Annotated in this window: 23 protein-coding genes; 11 read left to right on the forward strand and 12 right to left on the reverse strand. The window is 61.6% G+C overall.

The window, feature by feature from the left end:
• Positions 1-11: 11 nt before the first annotated feature.
• The 4 genes from msrA to ISP18_RS09555 all read right to left on the reverse strand — a co-directional run bounded on the left by msrA (position 12) and on the right by ISP18_RS09555 (position 1,911).
• A complete protein-coding gene (gene msrA, locus ISP18_RS09540) occupies positions 12-695 on the reverse strand; it encodes a peptide-methionine (S)-S-oxide reductase MsrA (protein ID WP_380010025.1) in 684 nt (227 codons plus the stop codon).
• 129 nt (positions 696-824) lie between these two features.
• Positions 825-1,043 (reverse strand): RNA-binding S4 domain-containing protein, encoded by a 219-nt coding sequence (locus ISP18_RS09545; protein ID WP_380010028.1) that lies wholly within the window; start codon positions 1,041-1,043, stop codon positions 825-827.
• Complete coding sequence (locus ISP18_RS09550) at positions 1,040-1,483, reverse strand: barstar family protein (RefSeq protein WP_380010031.1); 444 nt, start codon at positions 1,481-1,483, stop codon at positions 1,040-1,042. The genes ISP18_RS09545 and ISP18_RS09550 overlap by 4 nt, the downstream gene beginning before the upstream one ends.
• Positions 1,480-1,911, reverse strand: coding sequence for a ribonuclease domain-containing protein (locus ISP18_RS09555; RefSeq protein WP_380011017.1), 432 nt, complete (start codon positions 1,909-1,911; stop codon positions 1,480-1,482). The genes ISP18_RS09550 and ISP18_RS09555 overlap by 4 nt, the downstream gene beginning before the upstream one ends.
• Positions 1,912-2,070: 159 nt before the next feature.
• Between ISP18_RS09555 and ISP18_RS09560 the strand changes: the two genes are divergently transcribed.
• The 4 genes from ISP18_RS09560 (at position 2,071) to ISP18_RS09575 (ending at position 7,391) form a co-directional block, all read left to right on the forward strand.
• Positions 2,071-3,054 (forward strand): TolB family protein, encoded by a 984-nt coding sequence (locus ISP18_RS09560; protein ID WP_380010034.1) that lies wholly within the window; start codon positions 2,071-2,073, stop codon positions 3,052-3,054.
• Between the two features lie 67 nt (positions 3,055-3,121).
• Positions 3,122-4,795 (forward strand): serine hydrolase, encoded by a 1,674-nt coding sequence (locus ISP18_RS09565; protein WP_380010037.1) that lies wholly within the window; start codon positions 3,122-3,124, stop codon positions 4,793-4,795.
• A 177-nt stretch (positions 4,796-4,972) separates the two neighbouring features.
• A complete protein-coding gene (locus ISP18_RS09570) occupies positions 4,973-6,604 on the forward strand; it encodes an alpha/beta hydrolase (protein WP_380010040.1) in 1,632 nt (543 codons plus the stop codon).
• A gap of 325 nt (positions 6,605-6,929) precedes the next feature.
• Positions 6,930-7,391, forward strand: coding sequence for a hypothetical protein (locus ISP18_RS09575; RefSeq protein ID WP_380010043.1), 462 nt, complete (start codon positions 6,930-6,932; stop codon positions 7,389-7,391).
• A gap of 132 nt (positions 7,392-7,523) precedes the next feature.
• Here the strand turns inward: ISP18_RS09575 and ISP18_RS09580 are convergent, their stop codons facing one another.
• The 3 genes from ISP18_RS09580 to ISP18_RS09590 form a co-directional block, all read right to left on the reverse strand.
• Positions 7,524-7,952 carry a VOC family protein gene (locus ISP18_RS09580; RefSeq protein WP_380010046.1) on the reverse strand — a complete coding sequence of 143 codons (429 nt, stop codon included), beginning with the start codon at positions 7,950-7,952 and terminating at the stop codon, positions 7,524-7,526.
• An 80-nt stretch (positions 7,953-8,032) separates the two neighbouring features.
• On the reverse strand, positions 8,033-8,845 hold the full coding sequence (locus ISP18_RS09585; protein ID WP_380010049.1) for a DUF6597 domain-containing transcriptional factor: 813 nt from the start codon (positions 8,843-8,845) through the stop codon (positions 8,033-8,035).
• A 235-nt stretch (positions 8,846-9,080) separates the two neighbouring features.
• A complete protein-coding gene (locus ISP18_RS09590) occupies positions 9,081-11,519 on the reverse strand; it encodes a DUF3772 domain-containing protein (RefSeq protein ID WP_380010052.1) in 2,439 nt (812 codons plus the stop codon).
• Positions 11,520-11,913: 394 nt separating this feature from the next.
• Here ISP18_RS09590 and ISP18_RS09595 point away from each other — a divergent pair, with 394 nt between their 5' ends.
• A complete protein-coding gene (locus tag ISP18_RS09595) occupies positions 11,914-13,755 on the forward strand; it encodes an ABC transporter ATP-binding protein (RefSeq protein WP_380011020.1) in 1,842 nt (613 codons plus the stop codon).
• 209 nt (positions 13,756-13,964) lie between these two features.
• Here ISP18_RS09595 and ISP18_RS09600 read toward each other — a convergent pair whose 3' ends face one another.
• Positions 13,965-15,731 carry a chloride channel protein gene (locus ISP18_RS09600; protein WP_380011023.1) on the reverse strand — a complete coding sequence of 589 codons (1,767 nt, stop codon included), beginning with the start codon at positions 15,729-15,731 and terminating at the stop codon, positions 13,965-13,967.
• Positions 15,732-16,031: 300 nt separating this feature from the next.
• Here ISP18_RS09600 and ISP18_RS09605 point away from each other — a divergent pair, with 300 nt between their 5' ends.
• From ISP18_RS09605 to ISP18_RS09615, 3 genes are all read left to right on the forward strand, one after another.
• On the forward strand, positions 16,032-16,457 hold the full coding sequence (locus ISP18_RS09605; RefSeq protein ID WP_380010055.1) for a heavy metal-responsive transcriptional regulator: 426 nt from the start codon (positions 16,032-16,034) through the stop codon (positions 16,455-16,457).
• Complete coding sequence (locus tag ISP18_RS09610) at positions 16,454-18,817, forward strand: heavy metal translocating P-type ATPase (RefSeq protein WP_380010058.1); 2,364 nt, start codon at positions 16,454-16,456, stop codon at positions 18,815-18,817. The genes ISP18_RS09605 and ISP18_RS09610 overlap by 4 nt, the downstream gene beginning before the upstream one ends.
• Positions 18,818-19,001: 184 nt before the next feature.
• The gene (locus tag ISP18_RS09615) at positions 19,002-19,388 is read left to right on the forward strand and encodes a KGG domain-containing protein (protein ID WP_380010061.1); all 387 of its coding nucleotides are present in this window, start codon (positions 19,002-19,004) and stop codon (positions 19,386-19,388) included.
• Between the two features lie 112 nt (positions 19,389-19,500).
• Here the strand turns inward: ISP18_RS09615 and ISP18_RS09620 are convergent, their stop codons facing one another.
• Positions 19,501-20,160, reverse strand: a complete 660-nt coding sequence (locus tag ISP18_RS09620) for a glutathione S-transferase family protein (protein WP_380010064.1) — start codon at positions 20,158-20,160, stop codon at positions 19,501-19,503.
• A gap of 381 nt (positions 20,161-20,541) precedes the next feature.
• Between ISP18_RS09620 and ISP18_RS09625 the strand changes: the two genes are divergently transcribed.
• Positions 20,542-20,784: a hypothetical protein gene (locus ISP18_RS09625; RefSeq protein ID WP_380010067.1), complete on the forward strand. Its 243-nt coding sequence runs from the start codon at positions 20,542-20,544 to the stop codon at positions 20,782-20,784.
• Positions 20,785-20,965: 181 nt separating this feature from the next.
• Here ISP18_RS09625 and ald read toward each other — a convergent pair whose 3' ends face one another.
• Positions 20,966-22,084 carry an alanine dehydrogenase gene (gene ald / locus ISP18_RS09630; RefSeq protein WP_380010070.1) on the reverse strand — a complete coding sequence of 373 codons (1,119 nt, stop codon included), beginning with the start codon at positions 22,082-22,084 and terminating at the stop codon, positions 20,966-20,968.
• A gap of 167 nt (positions 22,085-22,251) precedes the next feature.
• Here ald and ISP18_RS09635 point away from each other — a divergent pair, with 167 nt between their 5' ends.
• Both ISP18_RS09635 and ISP18_RS09640 read left to right on the forward strand, forming a co-directional pair.
• A complete protein-coding gene (locus tag ISP18_RS09635; RefSeq protein ID WP_380010073.1) occupies positions 22,252-22,725 on the forward strand; it encodes an Lrp/AsnC family transcriptional regulator in 474 nt (157 codons plus the stop codon).
• Positions 22,726-22,793: 68 nt separating this feature from the next.
• Positions 22,794-23,123, forward strand: coding sequence for a TfoX/Sxy family protein (locus ISP18_RS09640; RefSeq protein ID WP_380010076.1), 330 nt, complete (start codon positions 22,794-22,796; stop codon positions 23,121-23,123).
• 161 nt (positions 23,124-23,284) lie between these two features.
• Here ISP18_RS09640 and ISP18_RS09645 read toward each other — a convergent pair whose 3' ends face one another.
• Positions 23,285-23,812 carry a peroxiredoxin family protein gene (locus ISP18_RS09645; protein ID WP_380010079.1) on the reverse strand — a complete coding sequence of 176 codons (528 nt, stop codon included), beginning with the start codon at positions 23,810-23,812 and terminating at the stop codon, positions 23,285-23,287.
• Positions 23,812-24,912 carry a transporter gene (locus ISP18_RS09650; RefSeq protein ID WP_380010082.1) on the reverse strand — a complete coding sequence of 367 codons (1,101 nt, stop codon included), beginning with the start codon at positions 24,910-24,912 and terminating at the stop codon, positions 23,812-23,814. The genes ISP18_RS09645 and ISP18_RS09650 overlap by 1 nt, the downstream gene beginning before the upstream one ends.
• Positions 24,913-25,009 lie beyond the last annotated feature (97 nt).

Consider the following 25,009-nt stretch of genomic DNA (forward strand, 5'->3'; position numbering starts at 1 on the left):
CGTTCCACGCTTTACAGCTTCACATCCACCACCATCTGCTCATCCTGATACATCCCCGGAAACGCCTGCTTCAAGTACGCCACTTTCGGCGCATCGTTGACCACGATGTACATGTTGTCAGGATGCTTTCGCGCGTAATCCTGGTGATAGTCCTCGGCGGGATAGAAGCGAGTCAGCGGCTGCACCAGCGTCACGATCGAGTTATCGAATACCTTGGCCGCATCGAGCTGCGTGATGTACGACTCCGCGATCTTTTTCTGCTCCGCATTCGCGTAAAAGATTTCCGAGCGATATTGCGTGCCGGCATCCGGCCCCTGACGGTTGAGCGTGGTGGGATCGTGCGCCACTGCGAAATAGATCTTCAGCAATTGTCCGTAACTGAGCACAGCAGGATCGAACGCGATCTTCACCGATTCGGCGTGCCCGGTAGTGCCATCGCTCACGTCATCGTAATGCGCCGTACCGGCGCCGCCGCCGCTGTAGCCAGCCCATACCTGTCGCACGCCGCGCACGTGCTCGAACACCGATTGCATGCCCCAGAAACAGCCGCCTGCGAGCACCGCGGTTTCCGTGCCGTGCGCGGCGGGTTTTGCTTCGTCGTAGGAAGGATCGGGGACCGGCGCGTTGCTGGCCGTGGCCGTGCAGGCGGTCAGGCCGATCAGTGCGGCAAGAGTGGCGAAACGACGGGTTTGCATGGGGTGCCTCCGTAAGAGCCTGTCTGGTATTCGCTGGCGGGCTCTTTATGGTTACTCCCGTACATGGTGTCTTGCGAGAAATTTCCTAGTGAGCCCCTCTCCCGGAGGGAGAGGGGCTACACAACGCAGTTACACCGCGACGACGCGAATCTCTACATCATCTATCTGCACGATCTGCCCAGCATGAATCTTGCAAGTCTTGCGCAGCTCCTGCTGCCCATCCACGTACACCGCGCCGCTGGCGACGATCTGCTTGCCTTGCCCGCCGCTGTCGCAAAGGCCGGTCAACTTGAGCAACTGGTTGAGTTCGACGTAGTCGCGATCGAGTTCAAATTCGAGATGAGTCATGAGGCGCGATGCGAAGGCAGCACCATGGGGTGCTCGGGCAGGCTGAGGAAGGCGAAGAATGGGCGGTTCTGGCCCATGGCGAAGCTGGCCGATTCGTGCAGGATACCGAGCAGCGTATCGAAATCTTTTGCTGCGGCCTGGCGTAGATCATTAGCATGATCGAGCAGCAGGGCGTGGCCCGCGCCGTGCAGCCAGCCCAGGTCGCGCAGGCTGTCCAGCAACGCATCCCAGTTCTGGCCGAAGCCGCTGGGCATGTTGAGCGCCACGGCGAGGCGGCGCAGCAGTTCGACCTTGTCGTGACAGCCGGCCAGGTCGGCGCGGCATACGTACAGTTGGCCTTCCTCGGCGGCGGCAGCGAGCGCGTCGAAGTCGGCGGCGTCGATGAAGTACACGCCACCGTCGTTCGCCTGGGTCAGGTCGAGAGCGCCTTCCGCACTCATCGGTTCACCTGGAACGGCTTGAAGCTGCGGTAGTGATCGTCGGTGTAATAGAACAACGTGGGCGGCGTGCCGCCGGTAATGATGCGTCGCGTGCCACGGTTGCTCGCATCGGGCGTCGGCACCGTGTATTCGTGGTAATAGCCGCGCGGCTCCTGCGGCAGCAAGCCTTCGTAATTGCCGAACACCACGCCATCCTGACTGTAGGGGAAGGGGCCGCCTTGCAGAATGGCGGTCAGCGTGGTGCAAGCCTCGGCCGGCATGAAGGGCGGCAGGTTAGTGTTGGCAGCCGGACAGTTGTAATGGCCTGTTGCAGGCAGCGTGACGTTGCCATGCGACACCATCCCCTGCGGCGGCGCAGCGTGCCGGTTCCAGAAGATAATCGCGCCGATCAACGCGGCGATCAGTACCAGGGGGATGAGGCGAGACAGCGACACCGCGGACTCCTTGTTGGCGATCCGGGCAGTGTAGTGCGTCGCGAGGCGCGCGTCCTTAAGGTATTGCGGCGATGCGCAATGACTTTAAGGACATGCGCCAGTCCATGCCGAGACCTATACAGCGCATACCCCAACCCTTGAAGGAAGAACGACATGCTCCGCAAGCCTTTGTGGTTTACGGTTGCGCTGGGCCTGTATGGCGCGGCTTGTTCGTTGTTCGCCACCGACATGCCGGTAGATGCGCCACAGGTTTTCGCACCTGGCGTGATTTCCGGTCCTGCCGGCGAAGCCTGTCCGGCGTTCACGCCGGATGGCAACACGGTGTACTTCGATGTGGGTTCGATGATCCTTGTCTCGCATCGCGAGCGCGGCAGCTGGTCCAAGCCGGAGATCGCACCGTTCTCGGGACAATGGCTCGATCACGATCCGACCATGTCGCCGGATGGTTCCTATATGGTGTTCGTTTCCAATCGCCCGGTGAAAGCCGGCGCCGAAGCACTGGGCGCGACCATCAACGGCACGTTTTATCCGGCGCGCGGCGGCCATCTGTGGCGTGTGGATCGCAAGGGAGATGGCTGGGGCACACCGGTGCATCTGCCCGATGCGGTCAACGCCAGTGATCGCACGTACGCCCCCAGCGTTGCGGCGGATGGCAGCCTGTACTTTATTCATCCCGATGCGCAGAGCGTGTTCCACATCTACAGCTCGGCATACGCGCATGGCGCGTATCAACCGGCTGTGCTGGTGGCGGTGGGCGATCCTGCGGCCACCACACACGATCCGGCGATCGCGCCCGATCAATCCTTCATGGTGTTCAATTCGGCGGATGCCAAAGCCGGCAGCATGGGCGATTTCTACATCGCGTTTCGCGAAGGCGATCATTGGGGCAAGCCGATCGACCTGGGCGAAGCCGTCAACGGCAAACCGGGCAAGTGGAGCCAGTGGGGCGCGCATATCGGCCCCGATCACCGCACGCTCTACTACACCAGCGATAGGCAGACGCAACTCAATTATCCGCTGACGCCCGAGCAGGCCAAGGCGGCGCTGGCGCGCATGCAAAGCTGGGACAACGGCACCGACAACATCTGGTACGTGTCGCTCGCGCCCTGGTTGGATGCGCATCATCGCGAGGGGTGACTTCCGGCGCAGCGTCGGAACCGTAGCCGGCAGGCTAGACTGCGGCTTTGCCCGCCACGGAGCCGTTATGCCTCTTCCGTCCTTGTCCCTGCGCGTTGCCGGATGCTGCGCCTTGCTGACTTTCGCCACCGCTGTGCAGGCCTGGCCGCAGACGCAACCGGTGTCTGCAACCGATGCGTCGCACGATGCACGGCCCGCTCTGCCGCCGACACTGCAAGACTTCGGCCCCTATGTGGACGATGCGCGCAAGACGTTCAACGTGCCCGGTATCGCGGTGGCGATCGTGAAGGACGGCAAGGTGGTGCTGGAGCAGGGCTACGGTTTGCGCGAAACCGGCAAGACCGAACCGGTGGATGCACATACGTTGTTCGCGATCGCTTCCAACACCAAGGCCTTCACCGCCGCTGCGCTGCAGATGCTGGCCGAGCAGGGCAAAGTGGACATGGACGGGCGGGTCACCGATTACCTGCCGTGGTTTCAGATGTCCGATCCCTACGTGACGCACGACATGCGCGTGCGCGATCTGCTGGCGCATCGCAGCGGTTTGAGCCTGGGAGCGGGCGATCTGCTGTATTGGCCGCCGACCAGTTACAGCACGAAGGACGTAGTGGAACGCCTAGCCAAGGTGCCGATCGCCAACGGTTTTCGTAGCCACTACGCGTACGACAACATCCTGTTTGCCGTCGCCACGCTGGTGATCGAAAACGTCTCGGGCCAGCGCTACGCCGATTACCTTCGCGACCACATCTTCAGGCCGGTTGGCATGGACGAATCGCTAGTCGACATGACCTATCTGAAGCCGGACATGGATGTCGCCACCGGCCACGCCTTGTTCAATTTCAAGGATCTGAAACCGGTGCCGCCGATGGCGTGGACCAACAACCCTGGCGCCGGCGGAATCTACGCCAGCGTGCACGACCTGGCCAAGTGGATGAATGTGCAGCTTGCAGGCGGCGAACTGCCCAGCAAGGACAAAGACGGCAAGTCGCGGCACCTGTTCTCGCAGGATAGCCAGAACCAGATGTGGACGATGCTCACGCCCATTCCGGTGAGCAAGCCGCCAATTCCGGAACTCGAAGCCCTCATGCCGAACTTCGCCGGCTATGGCGAAGGCTGGTTCCTCAGCGATTACCACGGCCAGAAACTGGTGTGGCACACGGGCGGATGGCCCGGCATGGTCTCGCGCGTGACTCTGGTGCCGGGCCTGAAATTGGGCGTGGTGGTGCTTACCAATCAGGAAAGCGGTGCTGCGTTCAACGCCATCACCTATCGCGTGCTCGACGCTTACCTCAACTCGGGTAGCAAGACCGATTGGGTGGCGGTGTACGACAAGGCGGTGAAGCACTCGCAGGGCAAGGCGGACGAAAGCTGGAAACAGCATGAGACCGCGCGCGATGCGAAGAGCAAACCGTCATTGCCGCTGGCGAATTACGCGAGCACCTATCGTGACCCCTGGTATGGCGATATCGTCATCGCCAACGAAGGGGGCAAGCTGCGCTTGCGCTTCAGCAAGACCAAACAACTGGTAGGCACGATGACGCCGTGGCAGCACGATACCTTCATCGTGCGCTGGGACGATCGTTCCTTGAACGCGGATGCGTTCGTGAACTTTGCGCTAGATGTGGATGGTCATGTGCGCGAAGTACGCATGGAGCCGATTTCGCCGCTGACGGATTTCAGTTTCGATTTTCAGGATTTGCGATTGACGCCGGTGAAGGCGGAGGAAGCGAAGGCTGATTGATCGCGTCTTTTATGTCGTGAAAGACAAGCTCCCTCCCCTGCTTGCGGGGGAGGGTTGGGGTGGGGTGAGTACTAGCCTCAAGCTTTCCCGCAAGTATTCACCCCCTCCCAACCTCCCCCTGCAAGCAGGGGGAGGGGTATCGCGGTGTTGGGGTTTATCTATTTTGGGGAAACATTCATGCATTCACGTCAATTGATTTTTGGCGCACTACTAAGCTTCGGCCTGCTCGCAGCCTGCGCAAAACAAGAACCACAAACCGCATCTGCGCACCGCTTCTTCCACGTGCAATTGGCTGGCAAGGAAACGCAGCCGGTATCGGGCCGATTGATCCTGTTCGCCGAAGAAGCCGGCGCAGCAAAAGCCGAGGCGAAAGACGGCAAGGTCACGGAGATCGATGCCAACCCCTTCCATCCGACGCAAACAGCGATTGCCGCGCAGGAAGTGGATCGCCTCGTGCCAGGTCAGACCATCGATATCGACGCAGACATGCGCGCGTATCCCGATGCGTGGTCGAAGCTTCCGCCTGGCGACTATCTGGTGCAGGCGGTGCTGGATGTCAATCACGATTACAACTACCTGGGTCGCGCTGCCGGCGACATCATGAGTCAGGTGATCCCGGTGCATTTGCCCGCGACGGATAGTCCAACGATCAAGCTGGATGAAACCGTGGACGCGAAGGATCCCTGGACGCTGCCCGATTCCGTGCCCGCCAATCTTCGCGATGCGGCAAAGGCATTGCGCGAACAAGCGCAGCCGATCGACTTCGTGAGCCCCGCGCTGTCGCAATTCTGGGGACGCGACATCCACATGTACGGCTACGTGGTGCTGCCGCCGGGTTATGACGCATCGTCCAATCAGCGCTATCCCACCGTGTACTTCACGCACGGCTTCAGCGGCAACAAGGATCGGCTGGCACGCCCGATGGCCTATGTGCAGGCCGGTATGGCAAGCGGTCAGATGCCGCCGATGATCTGGGTGTTTCTGGACGAATCCAGCGCCACCGGCACGCATGAGTTCGCCGATTCGGTGAACAACGGCCCGTGGGGACAGGCACTGACCACCGAACTGATTCCTTATCTGGAATCGAAGTACCACATGGACGCCGATGTGAACGGCCGTTTCCTCAACGGTCATTCCTCCGGCGGCTGGGCCACGCTGTGGCTGCAGACGCGTTATCCGAAGATCTTCGGCGGCACCTGGTCGACGTCGCCCGATCCCAGCGATTTCCACGACTTCACCGGCCCTGATCTGTATGCGCCGCACGCTAACGTGTATCGCAAGCCGGACGGTACGCCGTGGCCGCTGGTGCGTGACAAGGGCCAGGTGCTTGGCACCTACGAGCAGTTCGCGCAGATGGAGCGTGTGCTCGGGCCGTACGGTGGCCAGTTGGCGTCGTTCGAATGGGTGTTCTCGCCGCGCGGCAAGGATGGCCGGCCGCAGCAGATGTTCGATCGCGATACCGGTGACGTGAATCCGCAAGTGGTGACCTACTGGCGCGATCACTACGACATTGCCCATCGCCTGCAAGCCGAATGGCCGAGCTTGAAGCCGGACCTGGACGGCAAGATCCATCTCTATGTCGGCACCGCCGATACCTTCTACTTGGATGGTGCAGCGCATCGTTTGAAGACCGTGCTGGACGGGCTTGGCGCGCATGCCGAATTTCGCTTCATTCCGGACCGCACACACTTCGACCTTTACCAGGTAGGCAGCGATCGCTTCGGCTTGTTCAAGGACATCAGCTGGGCGATGTATGCGGTGGCGCGGCCGCAAGCCGAGGTGAAACCGAAAGTAAATCAGGCGAAGTAGGGCGTATTGGCTGACATGGTTTTCAGGCATAGTTGCCGCCGCAGGCGCTGTAGGTGATTGGCGCTTGGGCATGTCGTCTCTAGGAGCCTGTCGGGCTTGAGTGGTCGAGGCGAAAATTCGACTGCGTGAGGACAGATTTTCGGCGATTCGCAGGCCCATAGTGGTTCTATGGGTCAAGGATCGACGGAAATATGGACCGCGCAGGCGGATTTGCAGTCCGGCCGACTCAAGTCCGACAGGCTCCTCGTGGAGCGGCACATCAGGGGAACCCTGCTCATTGCGAACAGGGCGCTTCCTATAGGGCAAGTAAGCTGGAGGGAATCACATGAAATCGTTTGGGTTGATCGCAGTACTGGCCGCCGCGCTGATGGCCCCGGGCCTCTATGCGCAGCAGGCTCCCGCCGCCGCAGGCAGCATGACGGTGCAATGCAAGGACGGTACGTCGCAGACGGTAACCACCACTAAGGGTGCCTGCCACGGACACAAGGGCATCAACAAGTCGGCCAGCGGTTCCTCTGCCGCTGCTGCACCGGCGGCCGAATCGGCTCCGGCTGCGGCACCTGCGGCAGCCAGCAAGTCTATGGCGGCTTCGAAGGCGGCACCGGCTGCCACGCCGGCAGCAGGCGGCGGCGCGGGCCAGGTGTGGGTGAACACCGGTTCCAAGACCAAGACGTATCACTGCGAAGGCAGCAAGTGGTACGGCAAGACCAAGGAAGGCAAGTACATGAGCGCGTCGGACGCGCAGGCGGCCGGTTACCACGCGGCGAAGAACGAGAAGTGTCAGTAATGCATGTATAGCCCTCTCCCCTTCGGGGAGAGGGTTGGGTGAGGGGCGAACCTTGCGTTGATACACATCTTTTTCGCAAGATTGGCCCCTCACCTCGATCCTCTCCCCGGAGGGGAGAGGAAGAAAGGCGGTTCACGCCACCTGCCACGGATCGTAACTACCGATCCACCACAAATGCCCTTGCGGATCGCGGCAGGCATAACCTGCACCGCCATACTCCTTCTCCGCATACTCCTCGACGATTTCTGCGCCCGCTGCCTTCGCACGCTCGTAATGCGCCTTGCAGTCGCTGACGATCACGCACGCGCATTGCGTTTCGCGGCCGTGGATTTCATCCGGTTGTGCTATGTATTCGCCGAAACCATCCGGGCTAACCTCGCCGAGCATCACCATGCCACCGCCGTGTACCAGTTGCGCATGCATCACGCGGCCATGTTCGTTCTCGTACACCGCATGTTTTTCGAAACCGAACGCCTTGCACAACCAGTCGATGGCGGCGTGAGCGTCGCGATAGCGCAAGCCGGGAATGATGGTGCTGCCGCGAATAACTTTATCGTTCATGACGATGCGCCTTGTTGGAAACGTCGCTACAACTTAAGCCACGGTGTTGAGTGCGTCTTGTAGATTTTTTTGGGCGGTGTTCAGAGCGGAACGTGGTTCGGGTATGGCCCGCGCGTGGCCGCGAACTCGGAAGGCGTCATGCCGGCGAAGCGGCGGAATTCGTGGCTCATATGCGCCTGGTCGCAATAGCCGCCGTCGACAGCAATACGCGCCCAATCGATCTGATTGGTGGGATGGGCCACATCCACCACGGCGCGAAAACGCATCAGTCGCGCGTATTGCTTGGCCGTCATCCCAACGTGGCGGCGGAACAGCAGCCCGAAACGATGCGCCGAATAGCCGCTCTCCCGCTGAAGCTTGCCGATACCCGGCACGTCCGGGACGCGGGCCAGCGCGGCGACCGCATGCAGAATCGCGGCGTCCCAGATAGGCTCATCACGTAGCGTGTGCAGCCATTGCTCCAGTAGCGTCAGGCGTTGCATCGGATGAGTGGTTTCGAGCAGACGCGACCGTAAGCTGCGGGCGCTGACGCCGAACATATCGTCAAGGTTGATATCGCGCTGTCCGAGTTCTTCGGCGCTGAGCCCTATCAATGCATGCACACCGCCGGGCCTGAAAATCACGCCCATCACGCGCACCTGTTCGGCGGTATCGATGATCCAACTGTGCCGATACGGCCCGCCGATCACGCTACCCGATGCGCGAATGCAATGGCGCGTTTCGTCGTCCTGGTAAACGCGTGTTTCGTCTTCGAGCAGGTTGATGATCAGGCCCGCGCCCGGGCTGGGCAGGATACGCTCGTAGCGCAATGCGTCCGCGGGCATGTCCCAGTCCCAGATGGCCTCGATGACGGAGGCGAGCGGCGGAGCAGGGACGATGCGCAGGAAGCCCATGGGAGGGAGTCTCTGGAGCGTGGTGTGTTACATGGTACGCGCTTTTGTCTTATTTCCACGCTTCATTCGTATCCGCACAAGTGCAGAGATGGGCTCCCTCCCCTGCTTGCAGGGGAGGGTTGGGGTGGGGTGAATACTTGCTTGAGACTTTCCCGCAAGTGTTCACCCCCTCCCAGCCTCCCCCTGCAAGCAGGGGGAGGGGCTTAGTCAATGCTTCGATTTTGCTTCGTGGAAGTCATTGCCCCGGCGCCGCCGGACTATCCTCACCCAACGGCCCCAGGTTCCGCACGATCATGCTCTGCGGCGAGGACAACGGCAGCTGCGACTTCGCCAGCCGCGCAAGCACGTCGAACAGTAGCGCGCTTTTCACCGCTGATGCGTCACGCGGACTGCGCACATAGGCTACGCCCGTGAACGTCATCGCCGAGCTGGTGATGTCGTCTAGCGTTACCGCAGGCGCGGGTGCATCCAGGGTAGATTCGTTCGCGTGCAACGCTTCCAGCATGATTTCGCGCACCTTCGCCGCGTCGGTATCCAGCGGCATCGGCAGGCTCAGCTTCACGCGGCCAAGCGAGTTGCCGTGCGTGACGTTGCGCAAGTTCTGGGTGATGAACTGTGAGTTCGGCACGATCATGGTGGAGCGGTCGCTCAATTGGATCTCGGTGGCACGCACGTTGATGCGGCGGATGTCGCCTTCCACGCCGGGCATGCTCACCCAGTCGCCGACTTTCACTGGACGCTCGGCGAGCAGGATCAGGCCGGAAATGAAATTCGAAACGATCGCCTGCAGACCGAAGCCGATGCCGACCGACAGCGCGCTGGCGATCCACGTCAGGCTTTCCAGGCTGACGTCGGCCGTGCGCAGCGCCAGCGCGAACACGATCACCACCGCTATGTAATTTAGCAGCGTGATGATGGAGTGCTGCATACCGATGTCGAGCGTGGTCTTGGGCAGCAACTGCTCGGCTAACCATGTACGGACGATGCGCACCGCGACCATGCCCAGCGCAAACACCAGCACAGCATTCAAGATCGCGCCCGGTTTGATGGTGAGCTGCCCCACACGCAGCCCGCTGAACACGTTACCGATGTGCGCGAAAATGTCCTGCGGCCCGCCGCCGAACGGCACCAGCAGCGTACCTACCGCCACCAGCAGCAACAGCAGTTGGCCAAGCGCGGAAAATATAGTGGATGCCTGCTCCAGCGTGGCTGGCTGCACGTTGAAAGTGGATTGCAGGCGCTGCCCGCTGCGTCCTTGTGGCGCGAGTAAGGTATCGAACAGATCGCGCTGCAGATGCGAGAGCATGTACAGCGATGCCACGATCATGCCGATCCACAACATCTGCCACGAAATGAAAAAACCCAGTGCTACGTAGCCGGTAAGCACGCCCAGCCACGCAATCACCACGCCGAGCGTAGCCAGCCCGAACAGCCCACCGACCCACAATGCGTGCTGAGGCGGTTTCTCACCTTGCTGCCGCTGCGTATTGCGTGCGCGCTTGGCGCGCTGCAGCGCCGCGCCGACCAGTCCGGTGATCAGCAAGGCAAGGATCGCGCGCGTGCAGACCGTGGCGGGAAGACTGGCGCCGGCGAAAGTGTTCAAGTGCCCAATCACGCCGAGCAGCAGGAAGGCGCCACCCAGCAGCCACGGAAACCAGCGCAGGCTGCGTGCAGTGAACTTGGTGAGCGCTGGTAGGCGCCAGGAAGGATGCCGCACCGAAAGCAGCGCGCGTCCGAGACCGGCAATGAACGCAGAGAAGAACACCGTGCGCACGGTCCCTTGCACGAAGGTTTGCACGTCTTCGTCCAGTGTGTCGTTCCAGTTGAAGCCCAGGTACGCGAGCCACGCGGCCAGCCCGATCGACAGCGTGACCGCCAGCGTGAAGATCACCGATATCGCGCTACGCCGCAGGTGACCATCCGGCAGATAGCGGCTGGCGAGTGCAAGCGCGGCGCGCTCCGCCAGCCAGCGGCCGGGCACGATCAGCAGTACGGCGCCAATCAAGCAAAGCAGCAGCGGCCATCGATTGTCGGGCTGCCAGGCGATGCCGGCACCTTCCAGCAGTAGCTCTTTGACGCGCTGCACGCGCGCGAGGTCGTCTGGAAAGGATTTCTTCAAGTCCTGCCAAAAGCGGATGCCCAGCGGTGAATTTGTGCGCGAACCGAGCTGCGCCTGGAACTGCGCGTTGTGCGCTTCGACGATCTGCGAAGCGAGCTTGGTGGCGTCCTGGCTCAGCAACTGCGCTTCTTTGATCTGGCTGTCGAGCTTGGCCTTGTCGTGTTCGAGCTGGCGCCGCTGTTGGCTGACCGCTGGCGTTTCTGGCGGCGCGCCAGCCGCCGGGGCGGGGCCGAGCACGGTCAAGCGCGTCTGCGTGCTTTCCAATTCGGGCGAGAGCGTCTGCACCAGCTGATCGGCCTGCTGCTGCACGTCGCCCGCCTGAGTGCGCAGATCGGTCAACGAGGCGTTGCCCGATTTGCCGTTGAACGTGGTCTTGAGGTCGTCCAACTGCTTGCTGAGGCTGGTTAGTGTCTGCGCGGGATCCGCCGCGGAGCTTGCGCTGGCGGGTGCGTCGGATGAGGCGGGGGCGTTCTGCGCGAGGGCAGGGTACGCGCCGATCAGCAGAGAACCCAGCAGCAGCGTGGGGACAATGAGCTTACGGAGGAGAGTGCGCATCTAGGCATGATCCGAATGGCGCAGCCGCTGGTCAATTGTTCCTTCACCAAATCGTTTTTCACGCAGGGTTAGCATTCAGGCGCTGCGGTGATCTGTTCCCTCTACCCACCAGGGAGAGGGCTAGGGTTAGGGGATGGCCTTGCGATGAAGTGACGTTGCTCGCGTAATCTTCATGGCCGTCATTCCCGCGAAAGCGGGAATCCATCGTCGCTTTTGACCTCAGAGCAACATGGATTCCCGCTTTCGCGGGAATGACGGCAACGAGGGTACGCAGGTAGTGCCCCCAGACCCAACTCTCTCTCTCTCTCTCCGGAGTAGAGGAGAGCCCCGGCAGACCAACCTTGTATAGTGCCTCTCCGTCTTAACCTATGGCCCAAATGGACCCCGCGCCATGATCTTCCGCTGGTTCGAATCACTGATCGACGCCTTCAAGGACCCGGTCGACACCATGCCGCCGAAGTTGGTGGGACGGTTCTACGTGTTCTACCTGCGCCAGGTTTGGCCCGTGTTTGCGGTGGCGATCGTGGTGGGCTTTGGCGTGGCGCTGGTGGAAGTGTCGCTGTTCGGCTTCATCGGCAGCATCGTCGACATGACCAAGGGCACGCCGAGCAAGGATTTCTTCGCCATCCACGGGCGCGAGTTGCTATGGATGGGTTTCGTTGCCCTGGTGTTGCGTCCGGTGTTCATCGGCCTGCACGACTTGCTGGTGAACCAGGCGGTGGTGCCCAGCCTCACCAACCGCATCCGCTGGCAGAACCATCGCTACGTGATCCGCCAGAGCCTGGGCTTCTTCCAGAACGACTACGCTGGGCGCATCGCCAATCGCATCATGCAGACGGGTGCGTCGCTGCGCGAATCGGCGGTGCAGATCGTCGATGCGATCTGGTACGTGGCGATCTATACCGGCAGCGCCATCGTGATGTTCGCCAAGGCCGACGTATGGCTGGCCGCGCCGCTGGTGGTGTGGCTATTCCTCTATGTGGGCACGCTCTACATCTTTATCCCGCGCACCCGGCAGCGTTCCTGGCTGGCGTCCGAAGCGCGTTCGAAGCTGATGGGGCGCATCGTCGACGGTTACAGCAACATCCTGACGCTCAAGTTGTTCGCGCACACGCAGCGCGAAGAAAAGTACGTGGCCGACGCGATGGCGGAGCAGACCGGCAAGCTGCGCAGCATGACCCGTCTCACCACGGCGATGGATTTCACCATCACCACGCTCAACGGTTTTCTGATTGTCGGCACCTCGGCGCTGGCAGTGTTGCTGTGGAGCCAGGGCAAGGTCACGGTCGGCGCGATCGCACTCTCCACCGGGCTGGTGATCCGTATCAACAACATGTCCGGCTGGATCATGTGGGTGGTGAACGGCATCTTCGAAAACGTCGGCACTGTGCAGGATGGCATCACCACCATTTCAGAACCGCGCAGCGTGCAGGACAAGGAAGGCGCGATGCCGTTGGAAGTGGTGGCCGGCGAAGTGCGCTTCGAGGATATCCACTTCCACTACGGCAAGCAGGGTGGCGTGATGTCCGGCTTGAACCTGGCGGTTCGTCCCGGCGAGAAGATTGGCCTGGTCGGTCCATCCGGCGCGGGCAAATCCACGCTGGTGAACGTGCTGCTGCGTCTGTACGACCTGGAAGAGGGGCACATCTACATCGACGGCACGGATATTTCGCAGGTGACGCAAGAAAGCCTGCGCTCGCAGATCGGCGTGGTGACGCAGGATACGTCGCTACTGCACCGCTCCGTGCGCGACAACCTTCTCTACGGCCGACCCGACGCGAGCGAAGCCCAATTGCAGGAAGCGATTCGCAAGGCCCGCGCCGACGAATTCATCCCTAATCTGGTTGACGGCGAAGACCGCCTCGGCCTGGATGCGCACGTGGGCGAACGTGGCGTGAAACTGTCCGGCGGCCAGCGCCAGCGCATCGCCATCGCGCGCGTGCTGTTGAAAGATGCGCCGATTCTCGTGCTCGACGAAGCCACATCCGCGCTCGATTCCGAAGTGGAAGCCGCCATCCAGGAAAGCCTGGAGATCCTGATGGAAGGTAAGACGGTGATCGCGATTGCGCACCGCCTTTCCACCATCGCGCGGATGGATCGCCTGGTGGTGCTGGACAAGGGCAAGGTAGTGGAGACGGGCACGCATGCGGAACTGATTACGCATGGCGGCTTGTATGCGCGCTTGTGGCAGCGGCAGACGGGTGGGTTTGTGGCGGCGGATGATGCGTTGGTTTGAGATAAGTGTCTGCACGTTCTTCGCAAGGAAGAACTTTGCCTTACCGTCATTCCGGCGAAGGCCGGAATCCAGTGAAAATAACCCGTGCGAAGCACACAACATCCTTTATGTTGAGTGCTTCGCACGACATGTTTGTACTGGATTCCGGCCTTCGCCGGAATGACGATAAGGCACGACAAAACCCTTAGAGAAGATGCGCAGCCTCCACGTTATGAAACTGCCGGCTTGCCACCCAATTGCCGTGATGCATGCCGCGCCTCCCGCAACCGCCGCGCATGCGCCGCCAGCAGATCGCCACGTGTGACGATACCCATCATGCGATGCGGCACATCCTTGCTGACCACGACCAGGCGGCCGACGTCCCATTCCACCATGTGATCGGCCGCTTCGCGCAAGGTATGGTCTTCACGCACCACCAGCGGCGCGCGCTTGATCAAGGTGCGTACTTGCATGTCGTCCGCCAGCGTTTCGTCGTAAAGCTGGCGACGCGTGACGACGCCAAGCAGTTGACCGTGCGCGTCCAGCATCGGGAAACCCTGATGCTTGGTGCTGGCGCCATCGGAAGCGAGCCAGTGACGCACCTCTTTCACCGTGTCGTCAGCGCGCAGGCTCACCACGTTGCGGCTGCAGGCGTCGCGCACGTAGATCTGGTCCAGATAATCGGCCGCGTAGTCGGAGGGCACGCGCACACCGCGGCGCACGATCTTCTCCGTCATGATGGTGTTGCGCATCAGCAAGCCTGAAACGAGATAGGCTGCCGCGCATGCGCCAAGCAGCGGCAGCAGGCCATGTGGTTGCTGCGTGGTTTCGAACGCGAACACCACCGAGGTGAGAAACGCGCGCGACGCACCGGCGAAAATCGCCGCCATGCACACCAGTGCCGCCAGATGCGGATCGATCTGCAGCCATGGCGCCGCACTTGCCAGCACCATGCCCAGCACGCCGCCCATGGCGCCGCCGATGGTGAACAGTGGCGCGAGTGTACCGCCCGATGTACCGCTGCCCAGCGCGACTGACCACGACAGCAATTTCAACAGACACAGCGCGAGCATGGCGCCCAGGCCGATCTGTCCGCTCAGCACAGCAGAAATATTGCTGTAGCCCACGCCCAGCGTCAGCGGCATGAAATAACCCACCACGCCGACCACGATGCCGCCCAGCGCCGGCCACCACATCCAGTGGATCGGCAGTTTTTCGAAGTGATCTTCGATGGCATAGGTAAGGCGCGTGATGCCCACGCTCGCAACGCCCACGATCACGCCCAGCGCTATGTAGGCAGCAATGGCGGGGAGGGTAGGCGTGGCAATCTGCGGCATCGGAAACATCGGCGCATTGCCTTCCAGCACATAGCGGAAGCCGGTGCCGACCGTGGCGGCGAGCGCCACGGGAATCAGCGAGCGCGCGCGGCGTTCGAACAGCAACAGCTCAATGGCCAGCAGCACCGCGGAAATCGGCGCCGAGAACACGGCTGCCATGCCGGCGGCTGCACCCGCTGCCAACAGCGTCTTGCGTTCGTCGGCGGTCACGTGCATCAGCTGTGCGATCAGTGAACCAAGCGCGCCACCGGTTGCGATGATCGGACCTTCCGCGCCGAACGGACCGCCGGTGCCGATCGCGATCGCCGAGGAAACCGGCTTCAGCCAAGTGATGCGCGGTGGAATGCGGCTTTCATTGAGCAACACCTGCTCCATCGCCTCGGGAATGCCGTGCCCGCGGATTGCGCGTGAGCCCCAACGCGCCATCACGCCAACGATCAACCCGCCGATCACCGGCACCACGATCACCCAAAGCCCGAAATGATTGCCCGCGGGGCTAACGAAGTCATAGCTCCAGCGACCGTAGAAGGCGAGATTGGTGATAAGGCCGATCAGCGCCGTCAACGCCTTGGCGACCACCGCCACCACCGCCCCGAGCAACACGGCGACGAAGCCGATCCACAGCACGCGCGCATCCAGCGGCCGGAACTGCCGCGGCATGTGCGCGGCGGCAAGGGTGGGATCGAGCGAAGGCGCAAGTGGAAGCGAGGCGCGGCTGTGCGATTCGGAATCGGTTGGATGCATGAGTGATGAAAGTCCCCTGAGAACCGGCAAGGTTACCGGGATGAGCGTGCAGTAGCTGGCTGGAAAATGAATTGGTGAATCCAACTCCCTCTCCCCTCCGGGGAGAGGGCTGGGGTGAGGGGCTAGCCTTGCCAGGACTTTCAACATGGGAGACTTGTTTGAGACTGTGGCAAAGCGCTTGACTCTAGACCTGGATCAAAGGTCTAGACTTCTTCCATGACTACGCCAACCTCCTCGCTGACCATCGGTACCGTCGCCAAACGCGCAGGCGTTCCCATCGACACCATTCGTTACTACGAGCGCGAAGGCCTGTTGCCCGAACCGCTGCGCCGCGCCTCCGGCTACCGCAGCTACAACGAAACAGCGATCAAGCGGCTGCGTTTTATCCGCCGCGCCAAGGATCTCGGCTTCACGCTGGAGGAAATCCGCGATCTGCTGGCGCTATCTGGGGATCGCCGTGGCGGCGTGAAGGCGGTGCGCAAGCGCGCCGAACAGCGGCTGGCGAGCATCGATGCGCGCATCGCCGAGCTGATGCGCATTCGCAAGGGCTTGCAGCAATTGATTGAAGCCTGCCCGGGACACGGCGATCCGGAACACTGCCCGATTTTGCGTGCGCTGGCCGATGAGGAGCCGCAGACATGAGCGCGCAAGCTTCGTGCTGTCACGCGGCGGAACCCAAAGCGCGCGATCCGATCTGCGGCATGACCGTGGATACGGCTGGTGCAAGACATCGCAGTGAATACGCCGGCAACACGTTCTACTTCTGCTGCGCGGGCTGCAAGGCGAAGTTTGATGCGGAACCTGACCGTTACGCACATGCAGTACCCGCAGCGATGCACGCGGCGCCGATGCATTCGCACGCAGCGCACGCACCGGCGGCGCCAGTGCCGGGCGCGATCTACACCTGCCCGATGCATCCGGAAGTGCAGCAGGATCATCCCGGCGATTGCCCCAAATGCGGCATGGCGCTGGAACCGATGATGCCGAGCCTGGACGAGGACGACAGCGCGGAAGCGCGTGCTGCAAGTCGCCGGCTGTGGCTGCTTATCGCGCTGACGCTGCCGGTGTTTCTGCTCGCCATGCTGCCGCATGTGGGCGTGCATCTGCCTGGCTCATGGTCAAACGCGGCAGGGTGGCTCGAAGCATCGCTCGCCAGCGTTGTCGTGCTGTGGGGCGGCGCGCCGTTCTTCGCGCGAGGCTGGCGTTCGCTCAGGCCTTGGCAGCCGAACATGTACACGCTGATTGCGTTGGGCACGGGCGTGGCGTGGTTCTACAGCGCCTTGGCCTTCCTGGCACCGCAGCTGTTTCCACAGGGCTTTCGCGACATGCATGGCCGCGTCGGCGTGTACTTCGAATCCGCCGCGGTGATCGTCACGCTAGTGACGTTGGGCGACTTTCTGGAATGGCGTGCGCGTCGGCGCACCGGTGCGGCGCTGAAAGCGTTGCTGGGCCTGGTGCCCAAGACAGCGCGACGCATAGCGAACGGTGAAGAGCACGATGTGCCGTTGAGCGACGTGCAGAGCGACGACGTGCTGCGCATTCGTCCCGGCGAAAAGGTACCGGTGGACGGCGTGGTGCTGAGCGGCCACAGCGACGTGGACGAATCCATGCTTACTGGCGAGCCGATGCCGGTGACGAAAGCGCTGGGCGACCCACTCACCGGCGGCACGATCAACCAGCAAGGCGCACTGACCATGCGCGTGGAGAAGGTTGGCGCATCCACCGTGCTGTCGCAGATCGTCGCGCAAGTGGCGCAGGCACAGCGTAGCAAGGCACCGCTGCAGCGCGTGGCCGATCGCGTAGCGGCGTGGTTCGTGCCGGCGGTGATCGCGGTAGCGGTGCTGGCCTTTGCCGCGTGGGCCTGGCTGGGGCCGGAACCACGTCTGGCACATGCGCTGATCGCGGCGGTTTCGGTGCTCATCATCGCCTGTCCCTGCGCGCTGGGTTTGGCTACGCCCATTTCGATCATGGTGGCGAGTGGATGTGGCGCGCAGCAAGGACTGCTGTTCAAGGATGCAACCGCGATCGAAACCATGCGCGAGGTCGATACGCTGGTGCTGGATAAGACCGGTACCTTGACCGAAGGAAAACCTTCGCTCGTTTCCGTGGCTGCGCTCGATCATCATGATCGCAAGCAGCTACTGGCGTTAGCGGCAAGTCTGGAACAAGCAAGCGAACATCTGCTTGCCAAGGCCATCACGTCGGCGGCCAAGGACGAAGGTGTGAACTTGCCCGAGATCAGCGATTTTCAGGCGCATGTCGGCGGCGGTGTCAGCGGAAAAGTGCAGGAGAATCGTCTGGCATTCGGCAACGCGCCGCTGATGGAACAAATGCACGTACCATTGGACTCCGAGACGCTTGCCAAAGCGGATGCCTTTCGCAACAAAGGCACCACGGTGATGTTCCTGGCCATTGACGGCAAGGTAGTCGGCTTGTTCGCCATAAGCGATCGCATCAAGCCGGGCACGCCGCAGGCGCTCGCAAACCTGAAAGCATCGGGTATGCGTATCGTGATGCTGACTGGCGATCACGCGACGACCGCGAACGCGGTGGCACACGAGCTGGCGATCGATGAAGTGCATGCTGAAGTGTCGCCTGCCGGCAAGGCCGCGGTGATCGAAACACTGCGCAAGCAGGGTAGGCGAGTCGCTATGGCGGGTGATGGCGTCAACGATGCGCCTGCGCTGGCTGCTGCGGATATCGGCATTGCGATGGGACACGGTACCGACGTGGCGATGGAAACGGCTCAAGTGACCTTGGTGAAAGGGCAGCTCGGTGGCATCGTGCGGGCACGGACGTTGTCTCAGGCCACGGTGCGGAATATTCGGCAGAACTTGTTTTTCGCATTCGTCTACAACGCGGTGGGCGTGCCGCTGGCAGCCGGCATGCTGTATCCGCTGCTTGGCATCACCTTGTCGCCGATGATCGCGGCGCTGGCGATGAGCTTGTCGTCGGTGTCGGTGGTGGGGAATGCGTTGCGCTTGCGTAAAACCGCTATGTGATCTTTTTGTTATTTGCTGTGCTTCCAGTGCCTCCGCATGCAACCTGATAGGCACGTGGCTGTTCATCGCTTCGTTGAGGTGATTTTCACTGCATCGATACTTCAGCTACAGATGAGTATCGCCATGATCGTTTCGTACGATACACAAACGTGTCGTGCGCAATATCGATTTTGGAGTTACGAGAATGGCAAATCAGAACACAGGTAACCATCGCGGAGGACAGGGTGGTGGGCGTGGATTCGCCGGCATGGACGAATCGCGTCAGCGCGAGATCGCCAGCCAGGGCGGACGCGCAGCCCATGAAAGCGGTCACGCGCACGAGTTCTCTTCCCAGGAGGCGCGCGAAGCCGGTCGCAAAGGCGGCGAAACGGTAAGCCAGGATCGCGGGCATATGTCCGCGATCGGTCAGAAAGGCGGTGAAGCCGTAAGCGAGGACCGTAGCCATATGGCGGACATCGGTCGCAAGGGTGGCGAACACAGCCACGGCGGGGGCTCACGCCCAAGCGGTACCACTACTTCTCGTGGCGATACCAGCGCCGAGGCTGGCAGGCCGGGTCGCAAGAACACGTGAGGCGGCTTTGCGCTGATCTGCTCCCTTCCCTGCATGCAGGGAAGGGAGCCATGCCAATAGGAGTAGTACGGCGTTACGGTTTTTAAGCCTTGCTGCTGCCTGCGTCGCAGGATCAATCCCGATCTGGTGCACCCAGCGGAAACAGCGAGCGATACGGTCGCGCTTCGTCCACGGCGCGTGCGAATGACGGACGCGCAAGCAGGCGCTTGCGATACGCGATGAGGTGGCTGAGCGCCGGATCGATGCGATGCGTCCAGTCGGCATAGAACAGCGACGGCGCGGCGCTGCAATCGGCCAGGCTGAAACTGTTCCCGGCGGCCCATTCGCGGCCGGCCAGTGTCTTGTCCAGCCAGACATAGGCGGTATCGAGCGTATCGCGTGCTTCGCGCACGCCTAGCACGTCATGTTCGGCCTCCGGGCGCATGGCATCGAGCACGATCTTCTGCGCCGGCGTGGAAATGTAGAGATCGAAGAAGCGATCCAGGTACCGCACTTCCAGTGCATCGCGTGCATTCGCGGGCAGCAGCGACACCGAACCGGGATAGTGCAGGGCGAGATGCTCGATGATGATGGTTGATTCCATGATCGGCCGATCGCCATCGACCAACAGGGGGAAGCGCTTGCACGGCCACATGGCGGCGAATTCGGCGTAGATGTCCGGATGTTCGTTCGACAGCGTGCGCCACTCGAACGGTATCTCGTTCTCGTATAGCGCGATCAGTACCTTCTGGCAGTAGGAGGAGAAGGGGTGTGCGTACAGTTTCAGGCTCATCGCGGAGGTTCCGTGTTTGGTGGCTTTATCCGGCGACGAATGGTGAGGCGGGAAATCGACAAGCTGTCCGCGGTATGTCCGTGGTCGTCCGCGGACATTCGAAATGACGAGAGTCATTGGCTCCCTCCCCTGCTTGCAGGGGAGGGTTGGGGTGGGGTGAGTACTTGCGATGGGCTTTCCCGCAAGAGTTCACCCCCTCCTGACCTCCCCCTGCAAGCAAGGGGGAGGAACCACTTAGGGAACTGCGCGCAAGCCGTCATCACTACGAGGCAGAAAAAATCACAGGCAGCAATGAGCCTTCTTCGGATGACTACAGGGTGCGCGGGAGATCTGGTCTGGTTTATGCACATCCCGCTTAGGACAAACACACAGTCAGCCAACGTGGCACGGAAAACTCACCTGCGCATTCGACGCGTACAGCTTCGAGAGGCGGCGACACCTTTCGACCGCATGCCGTGGGAGATTCAAGGCTTTATTACGGACTTCCTGCGCTGTCATGGTTGCGAGGTCACACAGCGCAACCAGCAGGTGATCGCGGCGGCGATCGAGGCGCGTGTGCGACGTAGCCCCGTATGTCATGCGTATTTGAATGCGTTGCTCGAAGAGGAGATCGTCTTCGAGTGACGTACTGTTTAGTTCCCTCTCCCCTCTGGGGAGAGGGCTAGGGTGAGGGGACAAGGCTTGCGAGGAAACATGGCAGTGCATGCTCTGCGCTTTCTGTTTTTTTACACGGTGGAGATCAGGCGAGGTTGCCCCCTCACCCCAACCCTCTCCCCGGAGGGGAGAGGGAGTGAAGCCGGGAGACTTACATACCCAGCACGCTTTCCGCCTTCGTGTACGGCAAGTTGTGCGCCTGCGCGACCGGTTCGCAGGTGACCTTGCCTTCGAACACATTGAGGCCATTGCGCAGATGCACGTCCTGTTGCAGGGCTTTCTGCCAGCCGTGGTTGGCCAGCGCCAGGGTGAAGGGCAGCGTCACGCTGTTGAGCGCGAACGTCGACGTGCGCGCCACTGCGCCCGGCATATTGGCCACGCAGTAATGCACCACGCCGTCGACCACGTAAGTGGGATCGGAGTGTGTGGTGGCGTGCGAGGTTTCCACGCAGCCGCCCTGGTCGATGGCCACATCCACGATCACCGCGCCCGGCTTCATCGTGCGCACCATCTCATGCGTCACCAGCTTCGGCGCTGCCGCGCCCGGCACCAGCACCGTGCCGATCAGGAGGTCCGCACGGCGCACCAGTTCTTCAATGGCAGAGCGCGTGGAGAACACGGTGGAGATCGACGTACCGAACTGTGTGGCCAAACGCTTCAGCGCTTCGGCCGAACGATCCACCACCGTCACCTTTGCGCCCATGCCCACCGCGATGGTGGCTGCATGCGTACCGGATACGCCGCCGCCAAGAATCACCACCTCGGCTGCCGGCACGCCGGGCACGCCACCCAGCAGCACGCCGCGTCCGCCCTGGGCCTTTTCCAATGAATGCGCACCCACCTGCGGCGCCAGGCGGCCGGCCACTTCGGACATCGGCGTCAGCAGCGGCAGCGAGCCGTTGGGCGCGGTCACGGTTTCGTAGGCGATGCAGATCGCGCCAGAGGCGATCAGGTCATGGGTCTGCTCTGCATCGGGTGCGAGGTGCAGGTAGGTGAAAAGAATCTGGCCCTTGCGCAGCTTTTTGCGCTCCACCGCCAGCGGCTCCTTCACCTTCACGATCATGTCGGCTTCGGCAAAGATCTGGTCGGCACTGTCGATGATGGTGGCGCCGGCGGCCACGTAGTCGGCATCAGACAGGCCAGCGCCTACGCCTGCATCCTTCTGCACCAGCACCTGATGGCCGTGGTGTACCAATTCCTGCACGGACGATGGGACCAGGCCCACCCGGTATTCATGGTTCTTGATCTCTTTCGGTACACCGATGCGCATGGCTCGCTCTCTCGACAGATTTGGTATGGAAGGTTGATGCGCTGCTCTTCCGTGCGCCGCGCGGCGCGCAGTATGATCGAGCCGTTGCACAATTTCTCGCTGATTAAGGCAGGGTAATCGGCATTTTTTCGCATAGCGTGCGAAGTAATGAGCGAAACGCAGAATTTATGACGAACCTTTTTCCACCCCTGGACGAGCGCGACCGCGCCATCCTCCGATTGCTGCAGGAAGACGGCCGGTTGGCCAATGCGGAACTGGCCATGCGGATCAACCTTTCCCCCTCCGCCTGCCTGCGGCGCGTGAAGCTGCTGGAGGAGCGCGGCCTGATCTCCCGCTACGTGATGCTGCTGGACGAAAAGAGGGCAGGCCTGTCAGGCACCGCCTTCGTACTGGTCACGCTCGACCAGCAGGGCCGCGCCGCCCTGGACACCTTCGAGGAGGCGGTCCAGAAACATCCGGAAGTCACCGAATGCTGCCTGCTCGCTGGCGCGGCCGATTACATGGTGCGTGTGGCGTATGCCGATTCGGCCGACTTCGAGCGCATCCACACCGAGATCCTCACTCAACTGCCAGGTGTAGTGCGGGTGCAATCGACGCTGGCCTTGCGCACGGTGAAGCGCACGACGGCGTTGCCGGTATGAAACCTGGCCGGCGCTAGACTGATCGGAATCAACTCGGCAATGGAATCAAGCGCAGAGGCGAATCGCACATGGCACGCGACCAGGGTCTGGAAGCACTGTTGAGTGAAGATCTGCAGGGCGAGCGGGGCCTCACCGAAAAAGCCATGTTCGGGGGATGGGCATGGCTCGTGCACGGCAATCTCTTGTGCGGGGCACGTCACGATGGATTGCTGGTGCGACTAGGCAAGGACAAGGATGCCTGGGCACTGCAGATGCACGGCATCGTTCCGATGATCATGGGCGAGCGTCGCATGCACGGCTGGGTGCGCGCGGCGCCGGAAGCTTACGGCGACGACAACTTGCGTCGAAAATTGTTGGATGCGGCGTTGGCGTTTGTTCGTTCGCTTCCGACGAAGTGATCTCGTAACTTCAATGGCCGTCATTCCCGCGAAAGCGGGAATCCATTCGCTGTGATGCAAAGGCAAAGATGGATTCCCGCTTTCGCGGGAATGACGGCCGTACATAGGCTGGAATGCAATCCCAGCTTTTCATCACTTTCCTGCTTGGATCGCATCCCAGCCTACGGCGCATGGCTCAACAGCGGTGTTACTACTTGATCCAGTCGCTGCTGCGTCAACGCAGGCGGATTTTCCTTCCATCCGTTATCGACTAGCTTGCCGTCGCGATCGACGATGAAGCTCACCGGCAGATGCCAGATGCGCCCGTAGCCGGGCACGTGCGGATCGCCAAGCAGGCCCACCGGAAAATTCAGCGTGCCGGCCACCTTGCGAACCTGATCGAGATTATCCGGCTCGTCGAGGCTGAAACCGAGCACCACCAGGCCTTCGTTTGCATGCTCGCTGGCATAGCGCGAGAGCAGCGGAAGTTCTTCGCGGCACGGATCGCACCAGGTGGCCCAGAAGGTGAGGATCACGACCTTGCCGCGCAGATCGTGCAAGGCGATGGGCTTGCCGTCGAGCGTGTTCAAGGTGATGGCTGGGGCAGGTTGGCCTACGACCAGATCGTTGGCGAATGCAGTTTGCGCAAGAAGGCACAGCATCAGCAAGATGCCTATGCGGTGCAGATGGGTGATCGGTAGTTTAAACATCAAAGCCTCATGCTCACGCCCACCGTCCCCGTCCACCCCGGAAACAACTGATAGCCCTGCAAACGGCTGTACAATGGCACCTGCACGAACGCGTACACCTGCACATTCTTGCTGATGCTGGTGCTGATACCCGGGCTCAGGTAGAGCACGGTACCTTCGGTATCCGGCACGTCGGCGAGAAAGCCCTGATCGGCCATCTTGTGCAACCAATTGAGTTGCAGCTGCGGCACCCAGTTCGCATGTGCTTCATAGCGCAAGCCCATGCTGACGGTGGTGATGTTGCCGGGACGGTAATCAGCGCCGGGTTGATTGAGATTTTCCTTGACCGCGGCCTGGAACTGCGCGGTAGCGAAGGCATCGAAATTCTGGCTTACCGGTTGATAGTAGTAGCCGCCGACGATCAGATCGGTGCTGCCAGTGCCGGCCTGCAAGGATGTATCGAGCGACTGGCCGAGTCCCGGTCCGCTGCGGAAGGTCACCGGGTGGCCGACCAGATTACCGTCCACGCTTTGACCACCGTAGTTGCCGGTCGGCAGTTTCACGCCGAACTGCAGGCCGAGGTTATGCGTAGGCAGAAAACCTTGATAACTGGCGATGACCTTGACATCGCCAAGGCCCGACACGTGCGCACTGCTGAGCTGATCCGGCGCGGATTCTGCCGATGTGTATGGCTGGAACTGCGTGCCGTACGTGCTGTGGTCGCGGATCACGTACGGCACGATCACGTTTACGCCCCAATCCGCATTGAAACGGTACATCGCCGTGAGGTTGATGTAGCGGTTGGTGGTGTTGTGCTCGATCTCGCCGCCGCCCAGCGCCGGATTGGCGGGCTGGTTCACGACCTGCTCCGGCGTTGCCTTGCGGCTGCCATGCCGCAGTTGGTCCTGGTCGATATACGTGTAGTCGATATTGATGCGCCAACCGGTCATCGTGGAATTTCCGGTGGCAGCATCTGTGTTGAGCGTGCAGCCGCAGGTGGCGCAGGCATATGCGAGTTGCGGCAACGCACATGTGGCAAGCAAACCGGCTATCGCGGCGTGGTGTCGAACGTGCTGGCGTGATCGCGCGCGCGTCGCAGGCGCGCAGCGTTGAATACTCATGAGATGGCAACTCCTTTTACGGAGGTCGCTGACGTAATGTGCGCAGCGCAACCTTATGTGGCGATATGCCGCAACAAATGGCGACACGCGAGGCGTC

It is taken from the genome of Dyella humi, from assembly GCF_044904605.1.
GTDB classification, from domain to species: domain Bacteria; phylum Pseudomonadota; class Gammaproteobacteria; order Xanthomonadales; family Rhodanobacteraceae; genus Dyella_B; species Dyella_B humi.

What these genes read in the sequence shown, in the direction of transcription:
- msrA (WP_380010025.1), bottom strand. Translation starts at nt 695, where the DNA reads ATGCAAACCCGTCGTTTCGCCACTCTTGCCGCACTGATCGGCCTGACC.
- ISP18_RS09545 (WP_380010028.1), bottom strand. Translation starts at nt 1,043, where the DNA reads ATGACTCATCTCGAATTTGAACTCGATCGCGACTACGTCGAACTCAAC.
- ISP18_RS09550 (WP_380010031.1), bottom strand. Translation starts at nt 1,483, where the DNA reads ATGAGTGCGGAAGGCGCTCTCGACCTGACCCAGGCGAACGACGGTGGC.
- ISP18_RS09560 (WP_380010034.1), top strand. Translation starts at nt 2,071, where the DNA reads ATGCTCCGCAAGCCTTTGTGGTTTACGGTTGCGCTGGGCCTGTATGGC.
- ISP18_RS09565 (WP_380010037.1), top strand. Translation starts at nt 3,122, where the DNA reads ATGCCTCTTCCGTCCTTGTCCCTGCGCGTTGCCGGATGCTGCGCCTTG.
- ISP18_RS09570 (WP_380010040.1), top strand. Translation starts at nt 4,973, where the DNA reads ATGCATTCACGTCAATTGATTTTTGGCGCACTACTAAGCTTCGGCCTG.
- ISP18_RS09575 (WP_380010043.1), top strand. Translation starts at nt 6,930, where the DNA reads ATGAAATCGTTTGGGTTGATCGCAGTACTGGCCGCCGCGCTGATGGCC.
- ISP18_RS09580 (WP_380010046.1), bottom strand. Translation starts at nt 7,952, where the DNA reads ATGAACGATAAAGTTATTCGCGGCAGCACCATCATTCCCGGCTTGCGC.
- ISP18_RS09585 (WP_380010049.1), bottom strand. Translation starts at nt 8,845, where the DNA reads ATGGGCTTCCTGCGCATCGTCCCTGCTCCGCCGCTCGCCTCCGTCATC.
- ISP18_RS09590 (WP_380010052.1), bottom strand. Translation starts at nt 11,519, where the DNA reads ATGCGCACTCTCCTCCGTAAGCTCATTGTCCCCACGCTGCTGCTGGGT.
- ISP18_RS09600 (WP_380011023.1), bottom strand. Translation starts at nt 15,731, where the DNA reads ATGCCGCGGCAGTTCCGGCCGCTGGATGCGCGCGTGCTGTGGATCGGC.
- ISP18_RS09605 (WP_380010055.1), top strand. Translation starts at nt 16,032, where the DNA reads ATGACTACGCCAACCTCCTCGCTGACCATCGGTACCGTCGCCAAACGC.
- ISP18_RS09610 (WP_380010058.1), top strand. Translation starts at nt 16,454, where the DNA reads ATGAGCGCGCAAGCTTCGTGCTGTCACGCGGCGGAACCCAAAGCGCGC.
- ISP18_RS09615 (WP_380010061.1), top strand. Translation starts at nt 19,002, where the DNA reads ATGGCAAATCAGAACACAGGTAACCATCGCGGAGGACAGGGTGGTGGG.
- ISP18_RS09620 (WP_380010064.1), bottom strand. Translation starts at nt 20,160, where the DNA reads ATGAGCCTGAAACTGTACGCACACCCCTTCTCCTCCTACTGCCAGAAG.
- ald (WP_380010070.1), bottom strand. Translation starts at nt 22,084, where the DNA reads ATGCGCATCGGTGTACCGAAAGAGATCAAGAACCATGAATACCGGGTG.
- ISP18_RS09635 (WP_380010073.1), top strand. Translation starts at nt 22,252, where the DNA reads ATGACGAACCTTTTTCCACCCCTGGACGAGCGCGACCGCGCCATCCTC.
- ISP18_RS09640 (WP_380010076.1), top strand. Translation starts at nt 22,794, where the DNA reads ATGGCACGCGACCAGGGTCTGGAAGCACTGTTGAGTGAAGATCTGCAG.
- ISP18_RS09645 (WP_380010079.1), bottom strand. Translation starts at nt 23,812, where the DNA reads ATGTTTAAACTACCGATCACCCATCTGCACCGCATAGGCATCTTGCTG.
- ISP18_RS09650 (WP_380010082.1), bottom strand. Translation starts at nt 24,912, where the DNA reads ATGAGTATTCAACGCTGCGCGCCTGCGACGCGCGCGCGATCACGCCAG.